This is a genomic window from Allostreptomyces psammosilenae, assembly GCF_013407765.1.
Lineage (GTDB): Bacteria > Actinomycetota > Actinomycetes > Streptomycetales > Streptomycetaceae > Allostreptomyces > Allostreptomyces psammosilenae.
Map to the genome: position 1 here is coordinate 3,939,755 of NZ_JACBZD010000001.1, position 22,192 is coordinate 3,961,946.

The window sequence follows — 22,192 nt, forward strand, 5'->3', positions numbered from 1 at the left end:
CCAGGCCGCGCGCGGTTGCCCGGGGCCGTGCGCCCGGTTGCCCGGGGCGGTGCGCCCGGGTTACGGGCGTCAGTCGCCCAGGTACCCCAGCAGTTCGTCGTGGAGCAGGCCGTTGGAGGCGGCGGCGTTCCCGCCCCACGGGCCCGGCCGGCCCGCCAGGTCGGTGAACCGGCCGCCGGCCTCCTCGACGATCACGCCGAGCGGCGCCATGTCCCACACCTCCAGCTCCGGCTCGGAGGCCATGTCCACCGCGCCCTCGGCGACCATCATGTAGGGCCAGAAGTCGCCGTAGCCGCGGGTGCGCCAGACCGCCCGGCCGAGGTCCAGGAAGGCGTCCAGCTTGCCCGCCTTCTCCCACTCGGGGACCTCGGAGAAGGCGAAGGAGGCGTCGGCGAGCGAGGAGACCGAGGACACCGAGATCCTGCTGGAGGAGGTCAGCGACCGCCCGGTGTAGGCGCCCAGGCCCTTCGCCGCCCACCAGCGGCGGCCCAGCGCGGGGGCGGAGACCAGGCCGACCACGACCTCCTCCTGGCCGGTCGGGCCGGTGTCCACCAGCCCGATCAGGGTGGCCCACACCGGGACGCCGCGCACGTAGTTCTTGGTGCCGTCGATCGGGTCGACGATCCAGCGGCGGGACCCCCGGCCCTGACTGCCGAACTCCTCGCCGACCACGGCGTCCCGCGGGCGGGCCCGGGACAGCGCGCCCCGGATCAGCTCCTCGGCGGCGCGGTCGGCGTCGCTGACCGGGGTCATGTCGGGCTTCGTCTCGACGGTGAGGTCGAGGGCCCGGAAGCGTTCGAGGGTGACCGCGTCGGCGGTGTCGGCCAGCACGTGGGCCAGCCGCAGGTCGTCCAGGTAGCCGTCGGAGGTGGCAGTCATGCCCCGACCCTAAGGGATCACCGCCACGAGGGATCACGGCTGTAAGGGATGACGGCTGCCGCCCTCCCGGCCGCTCCCCGGGAGTTGTCATGGCTCAATCCCGAGTTGTCCACAGGACGCGCGCGGGTGGCTGCGGGCGGTCATCGCCCCATGAAATCCTGAAGAAGGGGGTCCGAAAGCCCCCCAAGGGGGGGTTGAGGGCCCGTCGGGCGCGGCCTCGGCATTGGCGCGGCCCGTCCCCCCGGCCGCGCCCCGCCCGCGCAGTGGGGGGGATCAGCCACCCCGGCCGTGCCCGTGCCCGCAGTGGGGGATCAGGCACCCCGCCCGTGCGTGCCCGCCCCGCAGTGGGGGGATCAGCCGCGCCCGCCCATCCCCCCGGCAGTGGAGGGCTCGGCCGCGCTCGCCCGGCGCCCGGGGGTCAATCGCCCTCGCGGCGTTCGCGGGAGGCCAGCAGGCGGCGCAGCGAGTGGAGTCGGGCCGGGTCGGCGTGGCCCTCGGCCACCCAGGCGTCCAGGGCGCAGTCCGGCTCGTCGTGGCTGCACGCGCGGGGGCAGTCCGCCGTGCCCTCCTCCAGGTCGGGGAAGGCGTGGATCACGCGCGAGGGATCGATGTGGGCCAGGCCGAAGGAGCGCACCCCGGGCGTGTCGATCACCCAGCCGGCGCCCTCGGGGTCGCCCGGCGCCCCGGCCCGCTCGGCCTCCTCCGCGAGCGGCAGGGCGAGCGCGGAGGTGGTGGTGTGCCGTCCGCGTCCGGTGACCGCGTTGACCCGGCCGGTGGCCCGGGCCCTTCCCGGCACCAGGGCGTTGACCAGCGTCGTCTTGCCCACCCCGGAGTGGCCGACGAAGACGGTCACCCGTCCGCGCAGCAGGGCCCGCATGCCCGCCTCGGTGACCCGGCCGTCCTCCTCCGCGGCCTCGCCGCCCGTGGCCTCGCCGTCCGGGACGGCGCCGTCCTCGGCGTCCCAACCCGTCCCGCTGTCCAGGCCGTGCGCCGTCACCACGTGGCGCACGCCCAGCGGGGCGTAGACGTCCAGCAGCGGCTTGGCCGGCGCGAGATCCGCCTTGGTGAGCACCAGCAGCGGCTCCAGCCCGGCGTCGTAGGCCGCCACCAGGCAGCGGTCGATCAGCCGCGGCCGCGGTTCCGGGTCCGCCAGGGCGATCACGATGGCCAGCTGGTCGGCGTTGGCCACGATCACCCGCTCGAACGGGTCGTCGTCGTCCGCGGTACGGCGCAGGGTGGAGGCGCGCGGCTCCACCCGCACGATGCGGGCCAGCGTCCCCTCGTCGCCGCTGAGGTCGCCGACGAGCGCCACCTGGTCGCCGACCACCACGCCCTTGCGCCCGAGCTCCCTGGCCTTCATGGCGACGACCTCGCGGCCGTCCACCAGGCAGGTCAGCCGCCCCCGGTCGATGGTGAGCACGTGGCCGAAGGCGGCGTCCTCGTGCTTGGGGCGGGTCCGGGTGCGGGGGCGGGAGCCCCGGCGTCCCGGGCGGACGCGGATGTCGTCCTCGTCGGAGGAGCTGTCGTAGCGGCGCATCGTCGGGTCCCGCTCAGTTCCCTCCTGCCCCCGCCGGTGGCGTCGTGCTCGAGGTGGCCGGACCGCCGGCCAGCATGGAGGTCCACAGGCCGGGGAAGTCCGGCAGGGTCTTGGCGGTGGTGGCCACGTTCTCCACCTGCACGCCCTCCACCACCAGGCCGAGCACGGCCGCGGCGGTGGCCAGCCGGTGGTCCTCGTAGGTGTGGAAGACGCCGCCGCGCAGCCGGCGGGGGGTGATCCGCAGCCCGTCCTCGGTCTCGGCCACCTCGCCGCCGAGGTCGCCGATCTCCTTGGCCAGCGCGGCCAGCCGGTCGGTCTCGTGCAGCCGCAGGTGGGCGATGCCGCGCAGGGTGGACGGCGAGTCGGCCAGCGCGGCAACGGCGGCGATGACCGGGGTCAGCTCGCCGACGTCGCCGAGGTCGGCGTCGATGCCGGTGATCCGCCCGGTGCCGGAGAACACCAGCCCGGCGTCGGTGAGCTCGCAGGACCCGCCCATCCGGGTGAAGATCTCCCTCAGGTCGTCGCCGGGCTGGGTGGTGCGGGCGGGCCAGTCCGGGATGACCACGCGGCCGCCGGTGACCAGCGCGGCGGCCAGGAACGGCGCGGCGTTGGACAGGTCCGGCTCCACGGTGACGTCGCGGCCGAGCAGCGCGCCGGCGGCCACCCGCCACACGTCCGGCTCGCCGCCGTCCTCCGGCGCGTCCACCCGGGCGCCGGCGGCGCGGAGCGTCTCCACGGTCATCCGGATGTGCGGCAGGGAGGGCAGCCGCCCGCCGGCGTGGCGCACCTCCACGCCCCGGTTGAAGCGCGGCCCGGACAGCAGCAGGGCGGAGACGAACTGGGAGGACGAGGAGGCGTCCACGGTGACCGTGCCGCCGTCGAGGCCGCCGGTGCCGTGCACGGTCAGCGGCAGCGCGCCGCGGCCGTCGTCCTCGATCCGGGCGCCGAGGGCGCGCAGCGCCTCGATCACCGAGCCGAGGGGGCGCTCGTGGGAGCGCGGGTCGCCGTCGAAGGAGACCGGGCCGTCGGCCAGGGTGGCCACCGGCGGGAGGAAGCGCATCACCGTGCCGGCGTTGCCGACGTCCACGGAGACCGGCCCGCGCAGCTGCCCGGGGATCACCCGCCAGTCGTCGCCGGCGCCGGGGGCGGAGCCCGGCACCTCCTCGATGCCCACCCCGAGGGACCGCAGCGCCGCCGCCATCAGCAGGGTGTCGCGGCTGCGCAGCGGCTTGCGCACGTAGCCGGGCTCGGCGGCCAGCGCCGCCAGGACCAGCGCGCGGTTGGTCAGCGACTTGGAGCCGGGGACGGTGACGGTGGCGTCGACCGGTCCGGCGGCGAGCGGGGCTGTCCACAGAGAGTCGGGCATGGGGAAAGCCTACTTGCCCGGGCTGGGCGGCCGGCGTGCGCGACCACGCCGCCGGGCCACGGCGGTCGGCGGCCCTCCGGCCGGGGCCACCCGGTGCGACGGGCGGGGCGGGGTGGGGCCGGGGCGGGTCAGCGGCCGAGCTGGAGCAGCCAGCCGCCGCCGGTGAACAGGCAGCCGGCGGTGATGGCGAGGAAGAGCGCCACCCACAGCCCGGCCGGCACGCCGGTGAGTCCGGCGAGCTGGTCCGGGTCGGAGTCCGGCGCCCGCCCCTGCCGCCGCAGGCCCTGGAGCTCCAGGATCGGCCGCACCCCCGCGAACAGCAGGAACCACACGGCGAGGTAGGCGAACGCCGCCTGGATCCCGGCGTCCGCGAACCACGAGACGGCGAAGCAGACGCCGCCGGTGACCACCAGGGAGAGCGCGCCGTAGGCGTTGCGCACCATGACCAGCAGCGCGGCCAGGGCCGCCACGGTGATCCAGAGCAGCGCGGTGATGTGGTCGGTGTACAGCAGCCAGGCGCCGCCGAGGCCGAGCAGGGAGGGCGCCGGGTAGCCGGCGGCGGTCGTCAGCACCATGCCGACGCCGTGCGGGCGGCCGGCGGAGACGGTCAGGCCGGAGGTGTCGGAGTGCAGGCGTATGCCGGCGAGCCGGCGTCCGCTCGCCACGGCGACCAGCGCGTGGCCGCCCTCGTGGGCGATGGTGGCGGTGTTGCGCATGACCCGCCAGGCAGGCCGGACGAGCACCAGGGTGAGCGCCAGCGCGCCGGTGGCCAGCACCAGCCAGCGGGGCGGCTCGGGCTGGGAGCCGATCACCTGCTCCCAGACGTCGACGAGGGTGGCGGCGTCCATGCTCCTCCTCCTGCTCGTGTCCTCCTGCTCGTGCCGGCCGTCCGCTCCGGCCCGGCGCCCCGAGGCTACGGGGGCCCGCCGGCGAGTGGGTCGAGGGACGGAGCGAGCCAACTAAGCTGGCGCCATGTGCGGACGCTACGCATCCGGGCGCGCTCCCGACGAACTGGTCGAACACTTCGCGGTGGAGCGCCTAGTGGACGACGCCGACCAGGCCGTTCCGGTTCCCGAGCGGGACTGGAACGTCGCCCCCACCAAGCCGGTCTGGGCGGTGCTGGAGCGCCCGACCCAGGAGTCCGGGGGGCCCGGCGGGCGGCCGGTGCGGCAGTTGCGTCCGCTGCGCTGGGGGCTGGTGCCGTCGTGGGCCAAGGACGTCTCGGTGGGGGCGCGGATGTTCAACGCGCGCTCGGAGAGCGTGCACGAGAAGCCCGCGTACCGCCGTGCCTTCGCGGCCCGCCGCTGCCTGATCCCGGCCGACGGCTACTACGAGTGGGAGGCCCGGCTGGTGCCGGGTCAGACGGACGCCAAGCGCGGGCCGGGCCGCAAGCAGCCGTACTGGATCTCCCGGGCGGACGGCCGGCCGCTGGCGTTCGCCGGGCTGTACGAGTTCTGGCGCGACCCGGAGCTGCCCAAGGACGATCCGCGGTCCTGGCTGTGGACCTGCACGATCCTGACCACCGACGCGCCCACCGAGGGCCGGGGCGCCCAGCTGGGCCGGATCCACCCGCGGATGCCGCTGGAGCTGGCGCCGGACCGCTGGGAGGCGTGGCTGGACCCGACCCGCACCGATCCGGAGGAGCTGCGCGGGCTGCTGGTGCCGGACGATCCCGGCCTGCTCACCGCGCACCCGGTGTCCACGGCGGTGAACAGCGTGCGCAACAACGGGCCGGAGCTGATCGAGCCGGTGGTGGAGGAGCGGCTGTTCTGAAGGCGCCCGGCGGGCCGAGGGGCGCGCCGGCGGGGCCGTGGACGGCGGGGGAGCGGGGCGGGGAATAGCGCGCGGGACGCGGCCGTTGTGCAGGGTGTCACCGTGGTGGTCCGATCGGGCCGCCCGCGTCCAGATCCGGAGGCACCGCAGATGCTGACCCGCACGCGACCAGCCACCCGACCGCTATCGGCCGACCTGCCGTGGGCGGAGTGGTCCGCGGGCGATATGTCCGAAGTCGCTATATCCTCCCACTCGGATCCCGCCGCACTGGGTGGCGGGCCCGGGCTGAGGGAGGTGGGTCCGGTCGGCGGCACGGACGAGCAGGCCGAGAACCGGTCCGCGAGTGACGCGGGCGACGGCGCGGAGGCCGAGCGGGCGGCGTCGATCGCCGAGACGTCCGAGGAGCGCAACGCGCGGTTCGAGCGGGACGCGCTGGAACACCTGGACCAGATGTACTCGGCGGCCATGCGGATGACCCGCAACCCGGCCGACGCCGAGGACCTCCTCCAGGAGACGTTCGCCAAGGCGTACGCCTCGTTCCACCAGTTCCGCGAGGGCACCAACCTCAAGGCCTGGCTGTACCGGATCCTCACCAACACCTACATCAACTCCTACCGCAAGAAGCAGCGGGAACCGCAGCGCAGCGGCACGGAGGAGATCGAGGACTGGCAGCTGGCGCGCGCCGAGTCGCACATGTCGACCGGTCTGCGTTCGGCGGAGGCGCAGGCCCTCGACCACCTGCCCGACTCCGACGTCAAGGAGGCCCTGCAGGCCATCCCGGAGGACTTCCGCATCGCGGTGTACCTCGCCGATGTCGAGGGGTTCGCGTACAAGGAGATCGCGGACATCATGGGCACACCGATCGGTACGGTGATGTCCAGGCTGCACCGCGGGCGCCGTCAGCTCCGGGAGCTGCTGGAGGACTACGCACGGGAGCGCGGGCTGCTGCCCTCCACCGAGCCGGTGGCGGCGGCGGCAGGGGACCAGCGGAAGGGCTCGGGCGCATGAGCACCAAGAAGGACATCACCAGCACCCCCGGGGGTACCGCGCTCGGCCACACGCCGACCGTGGAGCAGGCCGCCGTGGAGCCGCGGGCCGTCGAGCCGTCCCCGACCGCGGAGCGGGCGGAGGCGGCGGCGGTGGAGCCGCCGGCCGGCGGCTCGCAGCCGAAGACGGCGGAGCCGAAGGCGGCCGAGCCGACGACGAGCGACGGGACGCACTGCCGGGACGTCATCGACCACCTCTACGAGTTCCTCGACAACGAGATGCCGCAGGGCGACTACGCCCGGATGCGGCAGCACATCGACGAGTGCTCGCCCTGCCTGGAGACGTACGGCCTGGAGCAGGTGGTGAAGACCCTGGTGCGCCGCTCCTGCGGCTGTGACGAGGTGCCGGTGGACCTGCGGGAGAAGGTGCTGCGGCGGCTGGAGACGATCCGCCGGGAGCGCCGGGAGCAGACCTGACGGCCGGCCTGCCGCAGTGGCCGCCGGCCGCGGTGGCAGGCCGCCGGCCGTGATCGTCGACTGATCGCGCGGTGAGCGCGCGGTGATCGGGCGGGGCCGCTTATCGGCGGGTCGTGCCTGGTATGCACCTTTTTCGGACAGCGTGATGCGCCGAGTCGCGCCCTCATGAGAACCTGGGGAAACGGCAACCGCCAAGCGTCCCACGACGTCTGACGGAACGTTCCGGCGTGCGGCGTCCCATCCGTCCCCCTGGGTGCCGTGTGGACCAGGCTTCGTTGGAGGCGCGATGCGCACCCTGCCCTTCGCCGCCCGGTGCTACGTGGCACTGGTGACCCTCGCCGCCGCGCTGCTGCTCGTCCCGCTCGCGCTCAGCGCCGCCCACGCGCTCGACGTGCCGGCGGCGGCGATCGGCGGCGCGCCCCGGGTCGACTGGTTCGCCCTCGCCGTGCTGGTCGCCTTCAACTGCGGCTACGTCCTGTGCGCCCAGGTGTGGCCGGCCTCCCGAACGGGGCGCCGCGACGCCGAACCGGCGGGCGACGGCGTGTTCTTCCCGGTGCTGCTCGCCGCCGCGCTGCTGCTGCCGGCCAACGCGGCGGCGGCCGTCGCCATCCCCGGCGCGCTGCTCCAGGCCACCAGCGCGCCGCGCACCGCCAAGCGCGTGTGGAACGCCGCCCAACTGGCCGTGTGCGCCTTCTGCGCCGCCGTCGCCTTCCACCACCTGGACGGCCCGGCGCTGCTCGACGCCGCCGACTTCCCCGCCGTGCTGCTCCCGGCGCTCGCCGCCACCGCGGTGTTCTGCCTGGTCAACGCCGTTCTGGTGGGAGCGATCCTGGTCGCCGCCGAGCACCGCGCCCCGCGCACCGCCTGGCTCGACGTGGCCGGCCGCACCGCGTTGCCGTACCTGGTGCACGGCGCCGTCGGCCTGACCATGGCGGTGCTGTGGCGCGGGCCGTTCGGCGCCTACGCGGTGCTGCTCACCCTGCTGCCGCTGTACGTCGCGGGCTGGGCGCTGGCGCAGTCCCACCGGGAGCGCGCCGCGCACGCCGCCACCGTGCAGGCACTGGTCAAGGCGGTGGAGATCAAGGACCACTACACCCGGGGGCACAGCGAACGGGTCGGCCGGGCCGCCGTGATGATCGCCCACGAACTCGGCATGCCCCAGGAACGGGTCACCGCGCTGCACCACGCCGGCGTGCTCCACGACATCGGCAAGATCTGCGTGCCCACCGGGCTGCTGCGCAAGAACGGCCCGCTCACCCCGGAGGAACAGCGGGTGGTGCGCCTGCACCCGGAGTACGGCGACGAGATCGTCTCCGGCATCGACTTCCTCGCCGAGGCGCGCGCCGGCATCCTCCACCACCACGAGCGGATGGACGGCAGCGGCTACCCGCTCGGGCTGCGCGGCGGCGAGGTCCCGGAGTTCGCCCGGGTCATCGCCGTCGCCGACTCCTTCGACGCGATGACCTCCACCCGCTCCTACCGCGGCGCCCGACCGGCCGCGGCGGCCGTCGCGGAACTGCGGCGCTGCGCCGGCACGCAGTTCGACCCGCGGATGGTGGACGCCCTGGTGCGGGCGCTGGCCCGGCAGGGCTGGGACGGCGTGCCGGCCGCGGAACTCCTGCCCGCCATCGCACCGCCACCCCGCCCCGCCGACCCGGCCGGGCCGATGACCACCGGGCAGGCGCCGGCCGGCGCCTCCCCGGGCACCGCCCCGGTGACGGCCGCCGCGGAGTTCGCCGGCGGCTGCCCGGGCTGCGCGCCGCCGGCCGACCAGGCGCCGCCGATACCCGAGCAGGGTCGCCCCGGGGCCGCCGCCCCGGTCGGCGGCTCCGCCGACCGCCCGCCGCCGGCCGGCGACCACGGCGGGCGCCGGTGACCGCCGCCGGGGCCGTCGGTCCCTCCAGACTCCCCGCGCCGGCCCGCGCCGTCCGCCCCGCCCTCCGCCTGCTGGCCGGCGCCGTGCTGCTGGTCTCGCTCGCCGCCACCCTGCGCGAGCCGCTGGCCCGGCCCGGCGTCGCGCTGGCCTTCGGCGCCCTGATCGCCGTGGGAACCGCGCTGCGCACGACCGGCGGTCCGAGACCGACCGGCACGTGGTGGGCCGGTTCCCTCCCGGACGGCCGTCATCCGGACGGCGCCCGACCGGATGGCGGCCGTCCGGACGGCTGGAGCTCCGACGCCCCCTGCCCGACCGCCCCGGCGATCGGCGGCCGGCCGCTGACCGGGCTGCTGCGCCGCCTCACCGGACGCCGCCGGCCCGCCCCTCCCGGCGGCCGCGCCCGCTCGGCGGCCGGCACCGGCCCGGCGGCGGCAGCGCCGTGGCAGCCGCCGGAGGACCACATCACCACCCCGATCGCCACCGCCGGCATGCTCGGGTACGCGCTGCTCGGCGGCGTCGGGGGCGAGGCGAGCCAGCACGGCGTCTTCCAGACCGTGGCCGTGTGCTCGGTCGCGGTGCTGCTCGGCGCCCTGCCCCGGGCCCTGCGCGGCGACCCGCCCGCGCTGGACGACGTGCTGCGGCAGACCCTCTGGGTCACCGTGGTGGCGGCCGCCGCCCGCCCGCTGCTGCTCACCCACTTCGCGCTCACCCCCAGCGGGGTGACCCCGCGCTCCATGGCCCTGCCGGTCGTCGCCGCCGGCGCCATCGCGCTGCTCGGCGGGCTGGTGGACGCCTTCCTCGCCGCCGTGCAGACGGCGCTGCGGCACGGCTGGCCGCTGTGGCCGCTGCTGCGCGACCGGATCGGCGCGATGACCGGGATCGGCGCGGCCGTCGGCGCGAGCGGCATGGTGACCGCCCTGGCCACCGGCGTGATGGGGCTGTGGGCGGTGCCGCTGCTGACCCTCCCGCTGGTGGTGACCCAGCTGAGCTTCCGCCGGGTGGCCGCGGTGCGGGCCACCGTCGCGCAGACCGTGCTGTCGCTCTCCCGCGCCACCGACCTCGCCGGATGCACCCGCCCCGGACACGCCGTGCGCGTCGCCGACCTGGCCGACGTCCTCGGCCGCGACCTCGGACTGGGCGGGCGGGAGCTGACCCGGCTGCGGCACGCCGCGCTGCTGCACGACCTCGGGCAGCTCTCGCTGCCCGAACCGGTGCCCGGCGGTGCCACCGTGGACCTGCCCGAACGGGTGCGGCGGGCCATCGCCGCGGCCGGGGCGGACGTGATCCGCCGCACCGAACTGGGCGCCGAGGTGGCCGAGATCGTCGCCCGTCAGGCCGACCCGTGGCTGCCGGTGATCGGCGGCACCTGCCCGCCGCTGGCCGCCCGGATCCTGCGGGTGGCCAACGCCTACGAGGACCTCCGCGGCGCCCCGCCGGCCCGCACCGGGCCGGGCGGGGCCGCCGACGGGCGCGCTCCGGGCGGGGCACCGGCCGAGGGCGGGGCGCCGGGCGGGGCGCCGGACGGGGCGCTCCGGACGGGCGCCCCCGCCGGCGAGGCGCTCCGGCACCTGCACCAGGGCGCGGGGACGGCGTACGACCCGCGCGTGGTGCGCTCCCTGTGCCGCCTGCTGGAGCGCTGAGCGGCCTGATCCCCCACGTGCGCCCGGCCGTGGCTCCGGCCGGGCGACGATTTGTCGATCAGGGGACGTTATTCCGCCGCCCGGGTGCGGCAGGATACGCACGAGCGGACCAATACGCCGCCGGAAGACCCGTCCCCGGACCACGGGTGCCGGAACCGACGAGCAACGGGCGAAGATGGTGAGATTCTTCAGCAAAGAGCGGCACCGGCCCTCCACGACCTGGCGACGGACCACCAACGAGGCGTTCGAGCTGATCGACAGCGGACGACTCGACGAGGCGGGCCCGCTGCTGCTGCGCGCCGCCGACCTGGAACCGTGGCTGTCGGACTCCTGGTTCAACCTGGCCCTGCTGCACAAGTTCCGCCGTGACTGGGAGCAGGCCCGGGCCGCCGGGCTGCGCGCCGTGGCGCTGCTCGGCCGCGACCGCGGCGCGCCGGACTGGTGGAACCTGGGCATCTGCGCCACCGCCCTGCAGGACTGGCCGCTGGCCCGGCGTGCCTGGCAGGCGTACGGGCTCAAGGTCGCCTCCGGGGACGGCCCGGTGGACCACCCGCTCGGCTCCACCCCGGTGCGGCTCTCCCCGCAGGGCGAGTCCGAGGTGGTGTGGGGGCGGCGGCTGGATCCGGCCAGGGTGGAGGTGCTCTCCATCCCGCTGCCGTCCTCCGGGCGGCGCTGGGGCGAGGTGGTGCTGCACGACGGCGTGCCCAACGGCGAGCGGGTCACCGACGGCATCGGCTACCCGGTCTTCGACGAGATCGAGCTGTGGGCGCCCTCGCCGGTGCCGACGTTCGTGGTGGTGCTCCAGGCGGCCACCCCGGAGGACCGCGACGAACTGGAGGAGGCGGTGGCCGCCGCCGGCTACGCCGCCGAGGACTGGACCTCCTCGGTGCGGCTGCTGTGCCGGGACTGCTCGGAGAGCCGCATCCAGACCGACGACGGCGTCATCGAACCGCAGGATCCGCACGACCACGGCCACCTCGGGCCGTCGGCCGGGCGGGCGCCGGCCGGCGCCTGGCTGGTGGAGCGCGAGTACGGCGTGGCCGCGCCGCAGGCCCTGGTGGCCCAGCTGCTCGACGAGTGGGTCGCGGCCTCGCCGGACACCCGGGACTACCGGGACCTCGAAGAGGTGTGCTGAGCGGGCGGGACGTAGTCTGGGGCCGGTAGTCGGACGGTGAGAGAGAAGCGGCGGAAGATGGCGGACGCGCGGGACCAGGCGGTGGGCGGGACGGATGCCACGGGGGAGTCGGAGACCTCGCGGACCTTCGAGGTCTCCGAGGCGGCCACCGAGGCCCGGCAGGCCGAGCGGCCCGAGCCCGCGCCGGAGGCCGCGCGGGGCACCGCCCGGCCGATCACCCGGGTCGGCGAGCCGGTGCTGCACCGGCCGTGCCGGCGGGTGACCGCCTTCGACGCGGAGCTGAGCGCGCTCATCGACGACATGTTCGCCAGCATGTACGCGGCCGACGGGGTGGGCCTGGCCGCCAACCAGATCGGCGTGGACGCGGCGGTCTTCGTCTACGACTGCCCGGACGACGAGGGCGTGCGGCACGTCGGCCACGTCGTCAACCCGGTGCTGGAGGAGCTCGACCCGTCCCGGCGGCGGCTCGACGAGGCGCCCGAGGGCTGTCTGTCCGTGCCCGGCGCCTACGAGGACCTGGCCCGACCGGACTACGCGGTGGTGCGCGGCCAGGACCGCGACGGCCGCGAGATCGTCGTGGAGGGCACCGGCTACTTCTCCCGCTGCCTCCAGCACGAGACCGACCACCTGAACGGCTACCTCTACATCGACCGGCTCTCCAAGCGGGGGCGGCGCAGCGCCCTGCGGCAGATGGAGGAGCACCTGGCGAAGGCCGACGCGTCGTCCTGAGCCGTCCGGGGGAGGCCCGCCCCCCGTTGGCAGCAGGCGCGGGGGCGGCCGGCGGCACCGGCGCGCAGCATGGGGGAGTAGCCGGACAGCTCCGTCGCAGTCGTCGCGCGGGGCGCGGCGTCACCGAAGGAGCGTGCCCCCGTGCGAACCCTGCTCACGGTCAACATCGACGCCGAGGCCGGCACCGCCGCGTTCCGTGACGGCACGCTGCCGCGGACGCTGGAGTCGATGGTGGAGCTGATGCGGCCGGAGGCCGCCTACTTCGGCCCGGCGGGCGGCATGCGGACCTCCTTCTTCGTGTTCGACCTGGAGGACCCGGCGCGGATCCCGGTGATCGCCGAACCGTTCTTCTCGACGATGCGCGCCAGGATCGAGATGACTCCGGTGATGAACCTGGAGGAGGTCCGGGCCGGCATGCGGGAGGCCGGCCAGCGCTACTACTCCCGCTGAGCCGAACCCGGCCGGGGGTGGTGGCCGGGCGGGGCGGGGTGGCGAAACGTTCTGGCGCCGTGGCGTGTGCTGCCGCAGACTCGCGGGGAACCCGTGAAGGAGAGCACATGCGATTCGGAGTCAGCCTGCCCAACGCCGGGCGGTGCCAGGACCTGGTGGCCAAGGCCGTCCTGGCCGAGCAGCACGGATGGGACGGCTTCTTCCTCTGGGACCACCTCAACCTGGACCCCGCCACCCGTCCCGCGCTCTACGACCCGTGGGTGGTGCTGGGCGCGGTGGCCGGCGCCACCTCGCGGATCCGGATCGGCGTGCTGGTCACCCCGCTGGCACGCCGGCGGCCGTGGAAGCTGGCCAAGGAGATCGTCACCCTGGACCACCTGAGCGGCGGTCGGGTCGTGGCCGGCGTGGGCCTCGGCAGCCCCGAGCAGGAGGAGTTCGCCGCGTTCGGCGAGACGCTGGGTGCCCGGGCGCGGGCCGACGTCCTGGACGAGGCCCTGCCGATCGTGGACGCCCTGCTGCGCGGCCAGCCGGTCGGGCACGACGGGCCGCGGTTCCGGGTGGACGCGCACCTCGCCCCGGCGGCGCTCCAGCAGCCGCGCCCGCCGCTGTGGGTGGCCACCACCTGGCCGAACCGCCGCCCCTTCCGGAGGGCGCTGACCTGGGGCGATGGTGTGTTCGCGCTGGACGCGCGGGCCGAGGCGCTGCCGCCGGAGGGCGTGCGGGAGCTGGTCGCCGAACTGGCCGGCACGCCGGCCGAGGAGCGGGGCTTCGAGGTGGTGGTCGGCCGCCACTTCGACCACTCGGCCCAGGAGTACGAGCGGGCCGGGGCCACCTGGCTGATCGACCAGCCGGCCTGGATCGACACCCCGCCCGAGGAGGTGGACGCCTTCCTGGCCGCGGGCCCGCCGCGCTAGCCGTCCGCCCCGGCGGAACGCGGAGGGCCGCGGGTCACCGAGGTGACCCGCGGCCCTCCGCGTGGGTCCTGGATCCGCGGGGTGCGAGGATCAGACGGGCTCGTTGACGTTCGCCCACGGGGCGTCACAGGTGATGGTGGTGTTTCCGCCCATGGCGACCCCCTGGGTGCAGGTGGTCTCGAACAGCTCGCCGTCCTCGGTGACCACCACGACGGTGGCCTGGACACCCGGGGGCTGTCCCGGGCCGGCGGCGAACACGCCGATGCCGCAGACGTTGCTCGGCGAGTTCGCGTTGTCGTCGGTGGCGGAGTCCCAGACGTACTCGTCGACGTCGTCCTGGTTGACCCGGCGGACGCCGACGTACACCTCGTCGTCCTCGATCACGGCGATCCAGCTCCGCTCGCCCTGGCTGGCGTTGTCCACGTCCACGCCGCAGACGACGTCGCCGTTGCCGCCGTTCCCGCCGTTGCCGTTCTTGGGCGGCTCCTCCTTCTTGGGCTCCTCCTTCTTCCCGTCCCCCTTGTCGCCGCCGAAGAGGTCCAGGACGATCAGGTCGGTGAGGAAGTTGTAGCTGTCCACCGCGCCGGCGTTCCGGGTGAGAGCCGCGGCGGGGTCCGCCATGCCGACGAAAGCCAGCGTCAGCGGCGCGACGACGCCGGCCGCGACCCGGCGGCGGTTCCGAGCGCGCTTCTGGTGCGGCGACTTGATCTTGCCTTCGGGAGCCATCCGACCCTCCAATTGATCCTGACTGTGGCGGAACAATTCCCGCACAAGCCGTTTCGGCCGGGATCGGGTCGGGATTGAGATGCGCGACCGGATTCCACCTGAATGGTCGCCGCACGTTCGGCGGCATCCGGAAGTCCTGGTCAGGGCCCATCGGGGCGTCAAATGACCGGCGGCGGGCGGGTGCCGCGCATTGCCCCGGGGTGGCCGGCCGCCGTTTTCTCCCGCAACTCGGCGAAGGCGAATGGATTACCCGGTGCGCCACGGCGGTCGGAGCCGGTGAAAGCGAATTCGGCGGGCACTCGGTGGTCCAGCCCGGTGGGACGCGACGTCAGGCAGATTCTCGGACGCGCGTGGACCGGTGAGTGGCGGTCAGTCGGACGCGGACAGGTCGGCCAGGTGCTCGGTGAGGTTGTAGCCGGCCAGGCGCAGGCGTCCGCCCGCGTCGGGGAGCCAGCGGGTCAGGCCGGTGTTGGAGATCCAACCGTGGGTCCGGCGCAGCTCCATCAGCCGCTCCTCGTCCAGACCGTCGATCACGTACCGCAGGAGGAAGATGGCGGTGCCGTGACTGACCAGCAGGACCCGTCGGCCGGCGTACTCGCGGTGCACGTCGGCCAGCAGGCCGCGCAGCCGCAGGGCGACGTCCGGGTAGGACTCGCCACCCGGCGGCCGGAAGTAGAAGTCGCCGACGCGCTGGTAGTGCGCCCACTCGCGCGGGTGCTCCTCCCGCAGCCGGCGCCAGGAGACGCCGCACCACAGCCCGTACTCCTGTTCCCGCAGCCGCTCGTCCTCGTGCTGCTCCGGCAGTGGCCGCCCCGCGGCGGCGACCTCGGCCAGGGCGATCCGGGCGGTCTGCCGGGTGCGCCGGTAGGGGGAGCAGATCACCACGTCGGGGAACTCCTCCTCGCCGAGGGCGGCCAGCCGCCGGCCGAAGGCGGCGGCCTGTCGGCGCCCCAGCGGGCTCAGTTCGATGTCGGCGTCCCGCTGGGTGATGCCGGTGTCCCGGGAGCCGGTGGCCTCGGCGAGGTCGTAGGCGACGTTGGCGGTGGACTCGGCGTGCCGGACGGCGGACAGTTCGGCCGGGCAGGGCCGGGGGTGCGGGATGCCGGTCGGGGCCGCGGGCAGCGGTGCCGGCTGGACCAGCTCCGTCACGGCCGCCGCCGGCGCCACAGTCGTCTCCAGTTCGGCCGTCATGCCCCCACCCCTTCGCTCGGCGTCGCGGGTGCCGCCGCCCAGCCATCCTCGGTCACCCGTACGAGTGGTGACAAGGTGCTTCCGGCGCTCCCCCGGTCGCCCGGATCATCCGGGGATCGCCCGGGGGCGCCCGCGCCCGGCGGCGGGGGGCGTGGTCAGCGGACCGAGCGGTCGGCCGGGGGCCGCCGGGGCCGGAAGTGGGACAGCCGGAACGAGGCGGTCACCGGCAGCGGATCGGCGAGGTGGGCGGTGCGCCGCCGCAGTTCCTCCGGCGAGCCCAGGTGACGGGCGGTCGGCCCCATGGCGACCGCGTCCCGCACCGCCGCCGCGTCCAGGCGGATCGGGTACTCCAGGTCCTCGACGTGCTCCCGCCGGAAGTGCTCGGCCAGCGCGTCGTCCAGCCGGCGCTCCTTGTCCGCGTCGACGGACACGCCGCCGACCTGCTCCCGCACCTCGGCCAGGTGGCGCGGGGTGGGGGTGACCACCAGCAGGTGGCCGTCGGCGCGCAGCACCCGGTGGAACTCGGCCCCGTTGCGCGGGGCGAAGACGTTGAGCAGCAGGTGCGCGGCGCCGCCGCGCACCGGGAAGGGCCGCCACAGGTCCCAGGCGGCGGCGCCGGCGCGCGGGTGGGCGCGGGCCGCCTGCCGCAGGGCGTGCTTGGAGGCGTCCAGCCCGAGGCCGTGGGCCCCGGGGAGCGCGTCCAGGACGGCCGCGAGGTAGTAGCCGGTGCCGGTGCCGGCGTCCAGGACGACGCCGTCCGGTGGGCACAGTCGCGGGGCGAGTTCGGCGAGGGCGCGGGCCAGCGGGGCGTAGTGGCCGGCCGTCAGGAAGGCGGTCCTGGCCGCCACCATCGGCGCGGTGTCGGCGCTGCCGGTGCGCATGTCGCCGGTCAGCAGACTGACGTAGCCCTGGCGGGCGATGTCGAAGGTGTGGTGGCGCGTCCGGCAGCGCAGCGATCCGCCCCCGGCTTCGAGGGGGTCGTGGCACAGCGGGCAGCGGAGCAGGTCGAGCAGGGGCGGGTGCGCCAGTGGCCGGCGCGGGGCGTGGGTCCCCGGACCCGGGTGGCGTTCGGGCATGGTCGTCCCTCGGCGGCCGGTGGGCCGCGTGGTCGGTGGTGGTCGCAACGTCGGTCGTCGGCGCGCCGGGCCAGCCGGGTTCGGGCGCCGGGGTGGGCGCGCGGGCGGGGGTGGCGTTCGGGAGGGAACGGGCCACCCGCCGGCGGCGGGCGTGCCGGAGCGGCGGCGGCGCGGGGGTGCGCTGCGCACCCGCTGGTCGCGCCCGGAGGGGGATCGCCGCCGCGCTCGCCGACCGGCTCAGGGGGAGGCGAGGGGAGTGCTGCCGAAGGCCATGATCACCACACTACCGCCGCCGGCCCGGCCCCGGCGGTTCGGGGACGGGCCGGCGATGGGAGCGGTGGGGGACGGTGCTGGGGACGGTGGAGGGCGGATGGAAGGGGGCGGGTCAGCAGCAGCGGAAGTTGCCGCGCGGGTCGGCCTCCTGCTCGGCGATCCGGTGGCGCTCGAACTCCGCGCGGGTGAGGATCCGGGCGTCCTCGCCGCCGGTGGCGCGGGCCCGGGCCGCGTAGCGGGCGTAGCGGTTCTCCCCGGACGCCTCCCGCAGCGCCCAGAGCAGCCAGCGCGCTCCCGCGCCGATCCGGGTCAGGGCGGCGTTCACCGGCCGGCTCCGGTCCGCTCGCCGGGGTCGCCGGACGCCCGCCCGGGTGCGCCGGCCGGGGCCGGTCCGCCGGCGGCGCCCACCGCCGCCAGTTCGGCCCGCTCCGCGCGGGTGGCGATCAGGCCGGCCGGGGCCACCAGGGTGGACTCCACGTACGGCGCCTCCTTCAGCGGCGCGGCGTCCGGGCCCTGGCGGACCGCCCGGACGCAGACCCGGGCGGCGTCGGCGATCACCACGATGATCAGCAGGGCGAAGACGGCGGACAGGACGCCGTCCACCGTGGAGTTGGTGACGATCGTCCGCATGTCCTCCACCGACTTGGCGGGGGCGAGCAGTTCGCCGCGGTCGAGGGCGTCCTGGTAGCGGTCGCGCTGGGCGAAGAAGCCGAGCTTGGGGTCGGCGGAGAACACCTTCTGCCAGCTGGCGGTGAGGGTGACGGCGACGTCCCAGGCCAGCGGCACGCCGGTGACCCAGGCCCAGCGCAGCCGGCCGGACTTGACCAGCAGCGTGGTGGCGACGGTCAGCGCCACGGCGGCGAGCAGCTGGTTGGCGATGCCGAAGAGCGGGAAGAGCTGGTTGATGCCGCCGAGCGGGTCGTTCACCCCGACCCACAGGAAGTAGCCCCAGGCCAGCACCACCACGGCGCTGGTCGCCCACAGCCCGGGCTTCCAGCCGACCCGGCCCAGCGGCTTGTAGATGTTGCCCAGGGTGTCCTGGAGCATGAACCGGCCGACCCGGGTGCCGGCGTCCACCGTGGTCAGGATGAACAGGGCCTCGAACATGATGGCGAAGTGGTACCAGAAGGCCCGCATCCCCTCGCCGCCGATGACCTGGGAGAAGATCTCTGACATGCCGACGGCCAGGGTGGGCGCGCCGCCGGTGCGGGCGATCAGCGACTCCTCCTCCACCGCGGCCGCCGCCGCGGCGAGCTGGTCCGGGGTGATGGTGAAGCCCCAGGCGGCGACCGCCTCGGAGGCGGACTGGAGGCTGTCGCCGAGCGCGGAGGCCGGCGCGTTCATCGCGAAGTACAGGCCGGGGTCGAGGACGGAGGCCGCGATCAGCGCCATGATCGCCACGAACGACTCCATGAGCATGGCGCCGTAGCCGATCAGCGGGACTTGCGTCTCCTTCTCGATCATCTTCGGGGTGGTGCCGGAGGAGATCAGCGCGTGGAAGCCGGAGAGCGCGCCGCAGGCGATGGTGATGAAGACGAACGGGAAGAGCGAGCCGGCGAAGACCGGGCCGTCGCCGCGCGAGGCGAAGTCGCTGATCGCGTCGTTGCGCAGGCCGGGCAGCACCAGCAGGGTGCCGACGGCCAGCAGGCCGATGGTGCCGATCTTCATGAAGGTGGACAGGTAGTCGCGCGGGGCGAGCAGCAGCCACACCGGCAGCACCGAGGCGACGAAGCCGTACACCACCAGGCAGATCACCAGGGTCTGCGGGCTGAGCGTCCAGGCGTCGGCCATCGGGGAGTCGGCGACCCAGCCGCCGGCGACGATGGCGAGGATCAGCAGCACGGCGCCGATCAGCGAGGTCTCGATGACCTGGCCGGGGCGCAGCCAGCGCAGGTAGCAGCCCATGAAGAGCGCGATGGGCAGCGTCATGGCGATGGAGAACACGCCCCACGGGGAGTGCGACAGGGCGTTGACCACCACCAGGGCCAGCACCGCCAGCAGGATGATCATGATGGCGAAGACGGCGAGGAGCGCCGCCGCTCCGCCGACCGGGCCGATCTCGTCGCGGGCCATCTGGCCGAGGCTGCGGCCGTCCCGGCGCATCGAGAAGAACAGCACCACCATGTCCTGCACGGCGCCGGCGAAGATGACGCCGAAGACGATCCAGATCGTGCCGGGCAGGTATCCCATCTGGGCGGCGAGCACCGGGCCGACCAGCGGGCCGGCGCCGGCGATGGCGGCGAAGTGGTGGCCGAGCAGCACCCGGCGGTCGGTGGGGTGGAAGTCCACCCCGTCGTTCAGCCGCTCGGCCGGGGTGGCGCGGCGGGCGTCGACCCGGAGCACCCGGCGGGCGATGAAGCGGGCGTAGAAGCGGTAGGCGATCGCGTAGGAGCCGAGGGCCGCGGCCAGGACCCAGGCGGCGGATATCTCCTCACCGCGGTAGAGCGCCAGCATCGCCCAGCCGGCCGCCCCGACCAGGGCCACGGCCGTCCACACCAGGATGGACCGTGGAGTCATTCGGTTCACGGCGTCGCCTTCCCCTCGTCTGCTTCGACGAACTCGTGGCACGCCGGGAGCCTGCCCGGCGAGCGACCCAGAGATGTTCCGTCCGTGGTGGCGGATCAGGCAATGGGTAGGCGGCGACGAAACGGTTCGGGGCGTCGGCGCGTGGGTCAGCCGGTGGGCTCGCCGGCGCCCGGCCGCTTCAGGCGGGCGACGAACTTGTAGCGGTCGCCGCGGTAGACCGAGCGCACCCACTCCACCGGCTCGCCGTCGGTGGAGATGCTGTGCCGGGACAGCAGCAGCATCGGCAGGCCGACGTCGGTGCCGAGCAGCCCGGCCTCCCGCGGGGTGGCCAGCGAGGTCTCGATGACCTCCTCGGCCTCCGCCAGGTGCACGCCGTAGACCTCGGCGAGGGCCGCGTACAGCGAGTTGTGCTTGAGCAGGTTGCGGCGCAGCGCGGGGAAGCGCCGGGCCGAGAGGTGGGTGGTCTCGATGGCCATGGGCTCGGAGTTGGCCAGCCGCAGCCGTTCGATGCGCAGCACCCGGCCGCCCGGCCGGATGTCGAGGCGCTCGGCCAGCCGGTCGTCGGCGGGCACGTAGCCGACCTCCAGGAGGCGCGAGGTGGGCTCCAGGCCCTGGGCGCGCATGTCCTCGGTGTAGGAGGTGAGCTGCAGGGCCTGGGCCACCTTGGGCTTGGCGACGAAGGTGCCCTTGCCCTGGATGCGTTCCAGCCGGCCCTCGACGACCAGTTCCTGGAGCGCCTGCCGGACGGTGGTGCGGGAGGTGTCGAACTCGGCGGCGAGCGCCCGCTCCGGCGGCACGGGGGAGCCGGCGGGCAGGGTGCGGGTCATCTCCAGCAGGTGCCGCTTCAGGCCGTAGTACTTGGGCACCCGTGCCTGGCGGGTGGCCGGCGTCTCCTCGGCGCCCTCGCTGTCCCGCACGCGTTCGGCCGCGCCCGCCGTCTGCCCCGTAGCCACCGCTCCTCCTGATGTCCGTTGCCCACATGGTGGCACGAGGTGGGGGTGTGGTGCGGATTCGCTCCCCGCCGGGGCCCGTGCCGGGGCGTCGCGATTCGGGGCGGTGTCGGTCTGGTAACGAACGCTGACCTGCTCCGGGGACCCCTTGACGACCCATTTGGTCCGTGCCAATGTCCTCGCATTGGTCTAAACCAATGACATAGATTCCGAGCCCCGGCCTCTCGGGGGACTGCCTCCTGCCCTGCCGGGCGGGGCGTTCGAGGCGGGTAGTGGGCATCCGAGGAGGATCGCGTGAAGCAACGGCACATCGTGGCGCTCGGCCTGGCCGCCGCGCTGACGACCCTGACGGCCTGTGGCGGCGGCGGGGACGAACCGGCCGACACCGCCGGCGCCGGCGGCGCGGCGGGCGAGGAGCAGACCCTCACCATCTGGTACATGGACGGCTCCGCCCCCGAGGAGTGGCTGACCGGGATCACCGAGGAGTTCGAGGCCGCGCACCCCGGCGTGACGGTGGACGCGCAGGTCCAGCAGTGGAACGGCATCCAGGAGCGGATCACCACCGCCCTGTCCGAGGACAACCCGCCGGACATCGTCGAGCTCGGCAACACCCAGGCGCTCGGCTATGCCGCCACCGGCGGCCTGACCGACCTGACCGACATCAAGGCCGACCTCGGCGGCGACGAGTGGAACGCCGCGATGGCCGAGTCCACCGAGTACGACGGCGGCACCTACTCCGCCCCGTGGTACGCCGCCGCCCGCGTCGTCATCTACGACAAGACCGTCTACGAGGCGGCCGGCGTCGAGGCGCCCACCACCCGCGACGAGTGGCTCGACGGCCTGGCCGCGATCCAGGAGTCCAACCCCGACGTCCAGCCGATCTACCTGCCCGGCCAGAGCTGGTACGTCTACGCCGGCTTCCTGTGGGACGAGGGCGGCGACTTCGCCAACGACGCCGGCGAGGGCACCCTGAACACCCCCGAGGCCGCGGCCGCCATGGAGTTCTACAAGGAGCTGCACTCCTACTCCACCGCCCCCACCGACATCGACGAGGCCACCCCGCAGCAGTCCACCGAGGTGATCCCGAACGGCGGCGTCGCCTCCTGGATCGGACTCGGCTGGGAGTACGCCGGCGCCATCGCCGCCGACCCCGCGCTGGAGGAGCGGTTCGGCTTCTTCCCGATCCCCGGCAAGACCGCCGACCAGCCCGGCCACGTCTTCCTCGGCGGCTCCAACCTCGCCATCCCGCTGCGCTCGCAGAACGCCGACCTCGCCGAGGAGTGGCTGAAGCTCGCCATGTCGGACAAGTGGCAGGGCGAGTACGCCGCCGCCACCGGCGCCCTGCCCAACCGCGAGTCGCTCAACTCCGCCCTGGAGGGCAACGCCTTCGCCGAGGCCATGTCGCAGGCGGCGTCCGCCGGTGACATCACCCCGATGCTGGAGGGCTGGGCCGCCGTCGAGACCTCGCCGAACCCGGTCAAGGAGTACATGACCAAGGTGCTCAACGGCGAGGACCCGCAGGCCGCCGGCGAGGAGGCCAGCGCCGAGATCACCGAGCGCATCGCCAGCGCCGGATGACCCCGCCCGGTGACGCCGCCGGCCCCGTGCGAGCCCACGGGCGCCGGCGGCGTCACCGGCACGACGCCCGCGAGGCCGCGACCGGCGGCCCCAGGACCGCGAGGACCCAA

General features: G+C 75.0%; 20 protein-coding genes. 10 read left to right on the forward strand and 10 right to left on the reverse strand.

Translation table 11 applies throughout. From position 1 onward, the window contains the following. Positions 1-69: 69 nt before the first annotated feature. The 4 genes from hisN to FHU37_RS16305 all read right to left on the reverse strand — a co-directional run bounded on the left by hisN (position 70) and on the right by FHU37_RS16305 (position 4,630). Positions 70-879: a histidinol-phosphatase gene (gene hisN / locus FHU37_RS16290; protein ID WP_179814901.1), complete on the reverse strand. Its 810-nt coding sequence runs from the start codon at positions 877-879 to the stop codon at positions 70-72. Positions 880-1,297: 418 nt separating this feature from the next. Next, on the reverse strand, positions 1,298-2,416 hold the full coding sequence (rsgA, locus tag FHU37_RS16295) for a ribosome small subunit-dependent GTPase A (protein ID WP_179814902.1): 1,119 nt from the start codon (positions 2,414-2,416) through the stop codon (positions 1,298-1,300). A gap of 13 nt (positions 2,417-2,429) precedes the next feature. Continuing rightward, on the reverse strand, positions 2,430-3,782 hold the full coding sequence (gene aroA, locus FHU37_RS16300) for a 3-phosphoshikimate 1-carboxyvinyltransferase (protein WP_179814903.1): 1,353 nt from the start codon (positions 3,780-3,782) through the stop codon (positions 2,430-2,432). 128 nt (positions 3,783-3,910) lie between these two features. Continuing rightward, entirely contained in the window at positions 3,911-4,630 is a 720-nt protein-coding gene (locus tag FHU37_RS16305; RefSeq protein WP_179814904.1) for a M50 family metallopeptidase, read from the reverse strand. 124 nt (positions 4,631-4,754) lie between these two features. On the opposite strand from FHU37_RS16305, the gene FHU37_RS16310 reads away from it, so the two are divergent. From FHU37_RS16310 to FHU37_RS16350, 9 genes are all read left to right on the forward strand, one after another. Next, on the forward strand, positions 4,755-5,555 hold the full coding sequence (locus FHU37_RS16310) for an SOS response-associated peptidase (RefSeq protein WP_179814905.1): 801 nt from the start codon (positions 4,755-4,757) through the stop codon (positions 5,553-5,555). 225 nt (positions 5,556-5,780) lie between these two features. Beyond that, positions 5,781-6,563, forward strand: coding sequence for a sigma-70 family RNA polymerase sigma factor (locus FHU37_RS16315; protein ID WP_246449929.1), 783 nt, complete (start codon positions 5,781-5,783; stop codon positions 6,561-6,563). Positions 6,564-6,787: 224 nt separating this feature from the next. Continuing rightward, positions 6,788-7,018 carry a mycothiol system anti-sigma-R factor gene (rsrA, locus tag FHU37_RS28285; RefSeq protein ID WP_312892776.1) on the forward strand — a complete coding sequence of 77 codons (231 nt, stop codon included), beginning with the start codon at positions 6,788-6,790 and terminating at the stop codon, positions 7,016-7,018. Positions 7,019-7,304: 286 nt separating this feature from the next. Next, positions 7,305-8,894, forward strand: coding sequence for an HD-GYP domain-containing protein (locus tag FHU37_RS16325; RefSeq protein WP_179814908.1), 1,590 nt, complete (start codon positions 7,305-7,307; stop codon positions 8,892-8,894). Next, positions 8,891-10,534 carry an HD-GYP domain-containing protein gene (locus FHU37_RS29350; protein ID WP_179814909.1) on the forward strand — a complete coding sequence of 548 codons (1,644 nt, stop codon included), beginning with the start codon at positions 8,891-8,893 and terminating at the stop codon, positions 10,532-10,534. Before FHU37_RS16325 ends, FHU37_RS29350 begins: the two co-directional genes overlap by 4 nt. A gap of 178 nt (positions 10,535-10,712) precedes the next feature. Beyond that, positions 10,713-11,669, forward strand: a complete 957-nt coding sequence (locus tag FHU37_RS16335) for a tetratricopeptide repeat protein (RefSeq protein WP_179816316.1) — start codon at positions 10,713-10,715, stop codon at positions 11,667-11,669. A gap of 57 nt (positions 11,670-11,726) precedes the next feature. Beyond that, positions 11,727-12,398 (forward strand): peptide deformylase, encoded by a 672-nt coding sequence (gene def / locus FHU37_RS16340; RefSeq protein ID WP_179814910.1) that lies wholly within the window; start codon positions 11,727-11,729, stop codon positions 12,396-12,398. A gap of 141 nt (positions 12,399-12,539) precedes the next feature. Beyond that, a complete protein-coding gene (locus FHU37_RS16345) occupies positions 12,540-12,848 on the forward strand; it encodes a hypothetical protein (protein WP_179814911.1) in 309 nt (102 codons plus the stop codon). Between the two features lie 107 nt (positions 12,849-12,955). Further along, the gene (locus FHU37_RS16350; RefSeq protein WP_179814912.1) at positions 12,956-13,762 is read left to right on the forward strand and encodes an LLM class flavin-dependent oxidoreductase; all 807 of its coding nucleotides are present in this window, start codon (positions 12,956-12,958) and stop codon (positions 13,760-13,762) included. A 90-nt stretch (positions 13,763-13,852) separates the two neighbouring features. Here FHU37_RS16350 and FHU37_RS16355 read toward each other — a convergent pair whose 3' ends face one another. From FHU37_RS16355 to FHU37_RS16380, 6 genes are all read right to left on the reverse strand, one after another. Continuing rightward, positions 13,853-14,488: a hypothetical protein gene (locus FHU37_RS16355; protein ID WP_179814913.1), complete on the reverse strand. Its 636-nt coding sequence runs from the start codon at positions 14,486-14,488 to the stop codon at positions 13,853-13,855. Positions 14,489-14,857: 369 nt separating this feature from the next. After that, positions 14,858-15,679: a histidine phosphatase family protein gene (locus FHU37_RS16360; RefSeq protein WP_179814914.1), complete on the reverse strand. Its 822-nt coding sequence runs from the start codon at positions 15,677-15,679 to the stop codon at positions 14,858-14,860. 155 nt (positions 15,680-15,834) lie between these two features. After that, positions 15,835-16,755, reverse strand: coding sequence for a putative RNA methyltransferase (locus tag FHU37_RS16365; RefSeq protein ID WP_246449932.1), 921 nt, complete (start codon positions 16,753-16,755; stop codon positions 15,835-15,837). Between the two features lie 385 nt (positions 16,756-17,140). After that, on the reverse strand, positions 17,141-17,353 hold the full coding sequence (locus FHU37_RS16370) for a CstA-like transporter-associated (seleno)protein (RefSeq protein ID WP_179814915.1): 213 nt from the start codon (positions 17,351-17,353) through the stop codon (positions 17,141-17,143). Beyond that, positions 17,350-19,545, reverse strand: coding sequence for a carbon starvation CstA family protein (locus FHU37_RS16375; protein ID WP_179814916.1), 2,196 nt, complete (start codon positions 19,543-19,545; stop codon positions 17,350-17,352). The genes FHU37_RS16370 and FHU37_RS16375 overlap by 4 nt, the downstream gene beginning before the upstream one ends. A 155-nt stretch (positions 19,546-19,700) precedes the next feature. After that, on the reverse strand, positions 19,701-20,471 hold the full coding sequence (locus FHU37_RS16380; protein WP_179816318.1) for a GntR family transcriptional regulator: 771 nt from the start codon (positions 20,469-20,471) through the stop codon (positions 19,701-19,703). Positions 20,472-20,798: 327 nt separating this feature from the next. Here FHU37_RS16380 and FHU37_RS16385 point away from each other — a divergent pair, with 327 nt between their 5' ends. After that, positions 20,799-22,082 carry an extracellular solute-binding protein gene (locus FHU37_RS16385; RefSeq protein WP_179814917.1) on the forward strand — a complete coding sequence of 428 codons (1,284 nt, stop codon included), beginning with the start codon at positions 20,799-20,801 and terminating at the stop codon, positions 22,080-22,082. The last annotated feature ends 110 nt before the right edge of the window (positions 22,083-22,192 follow it).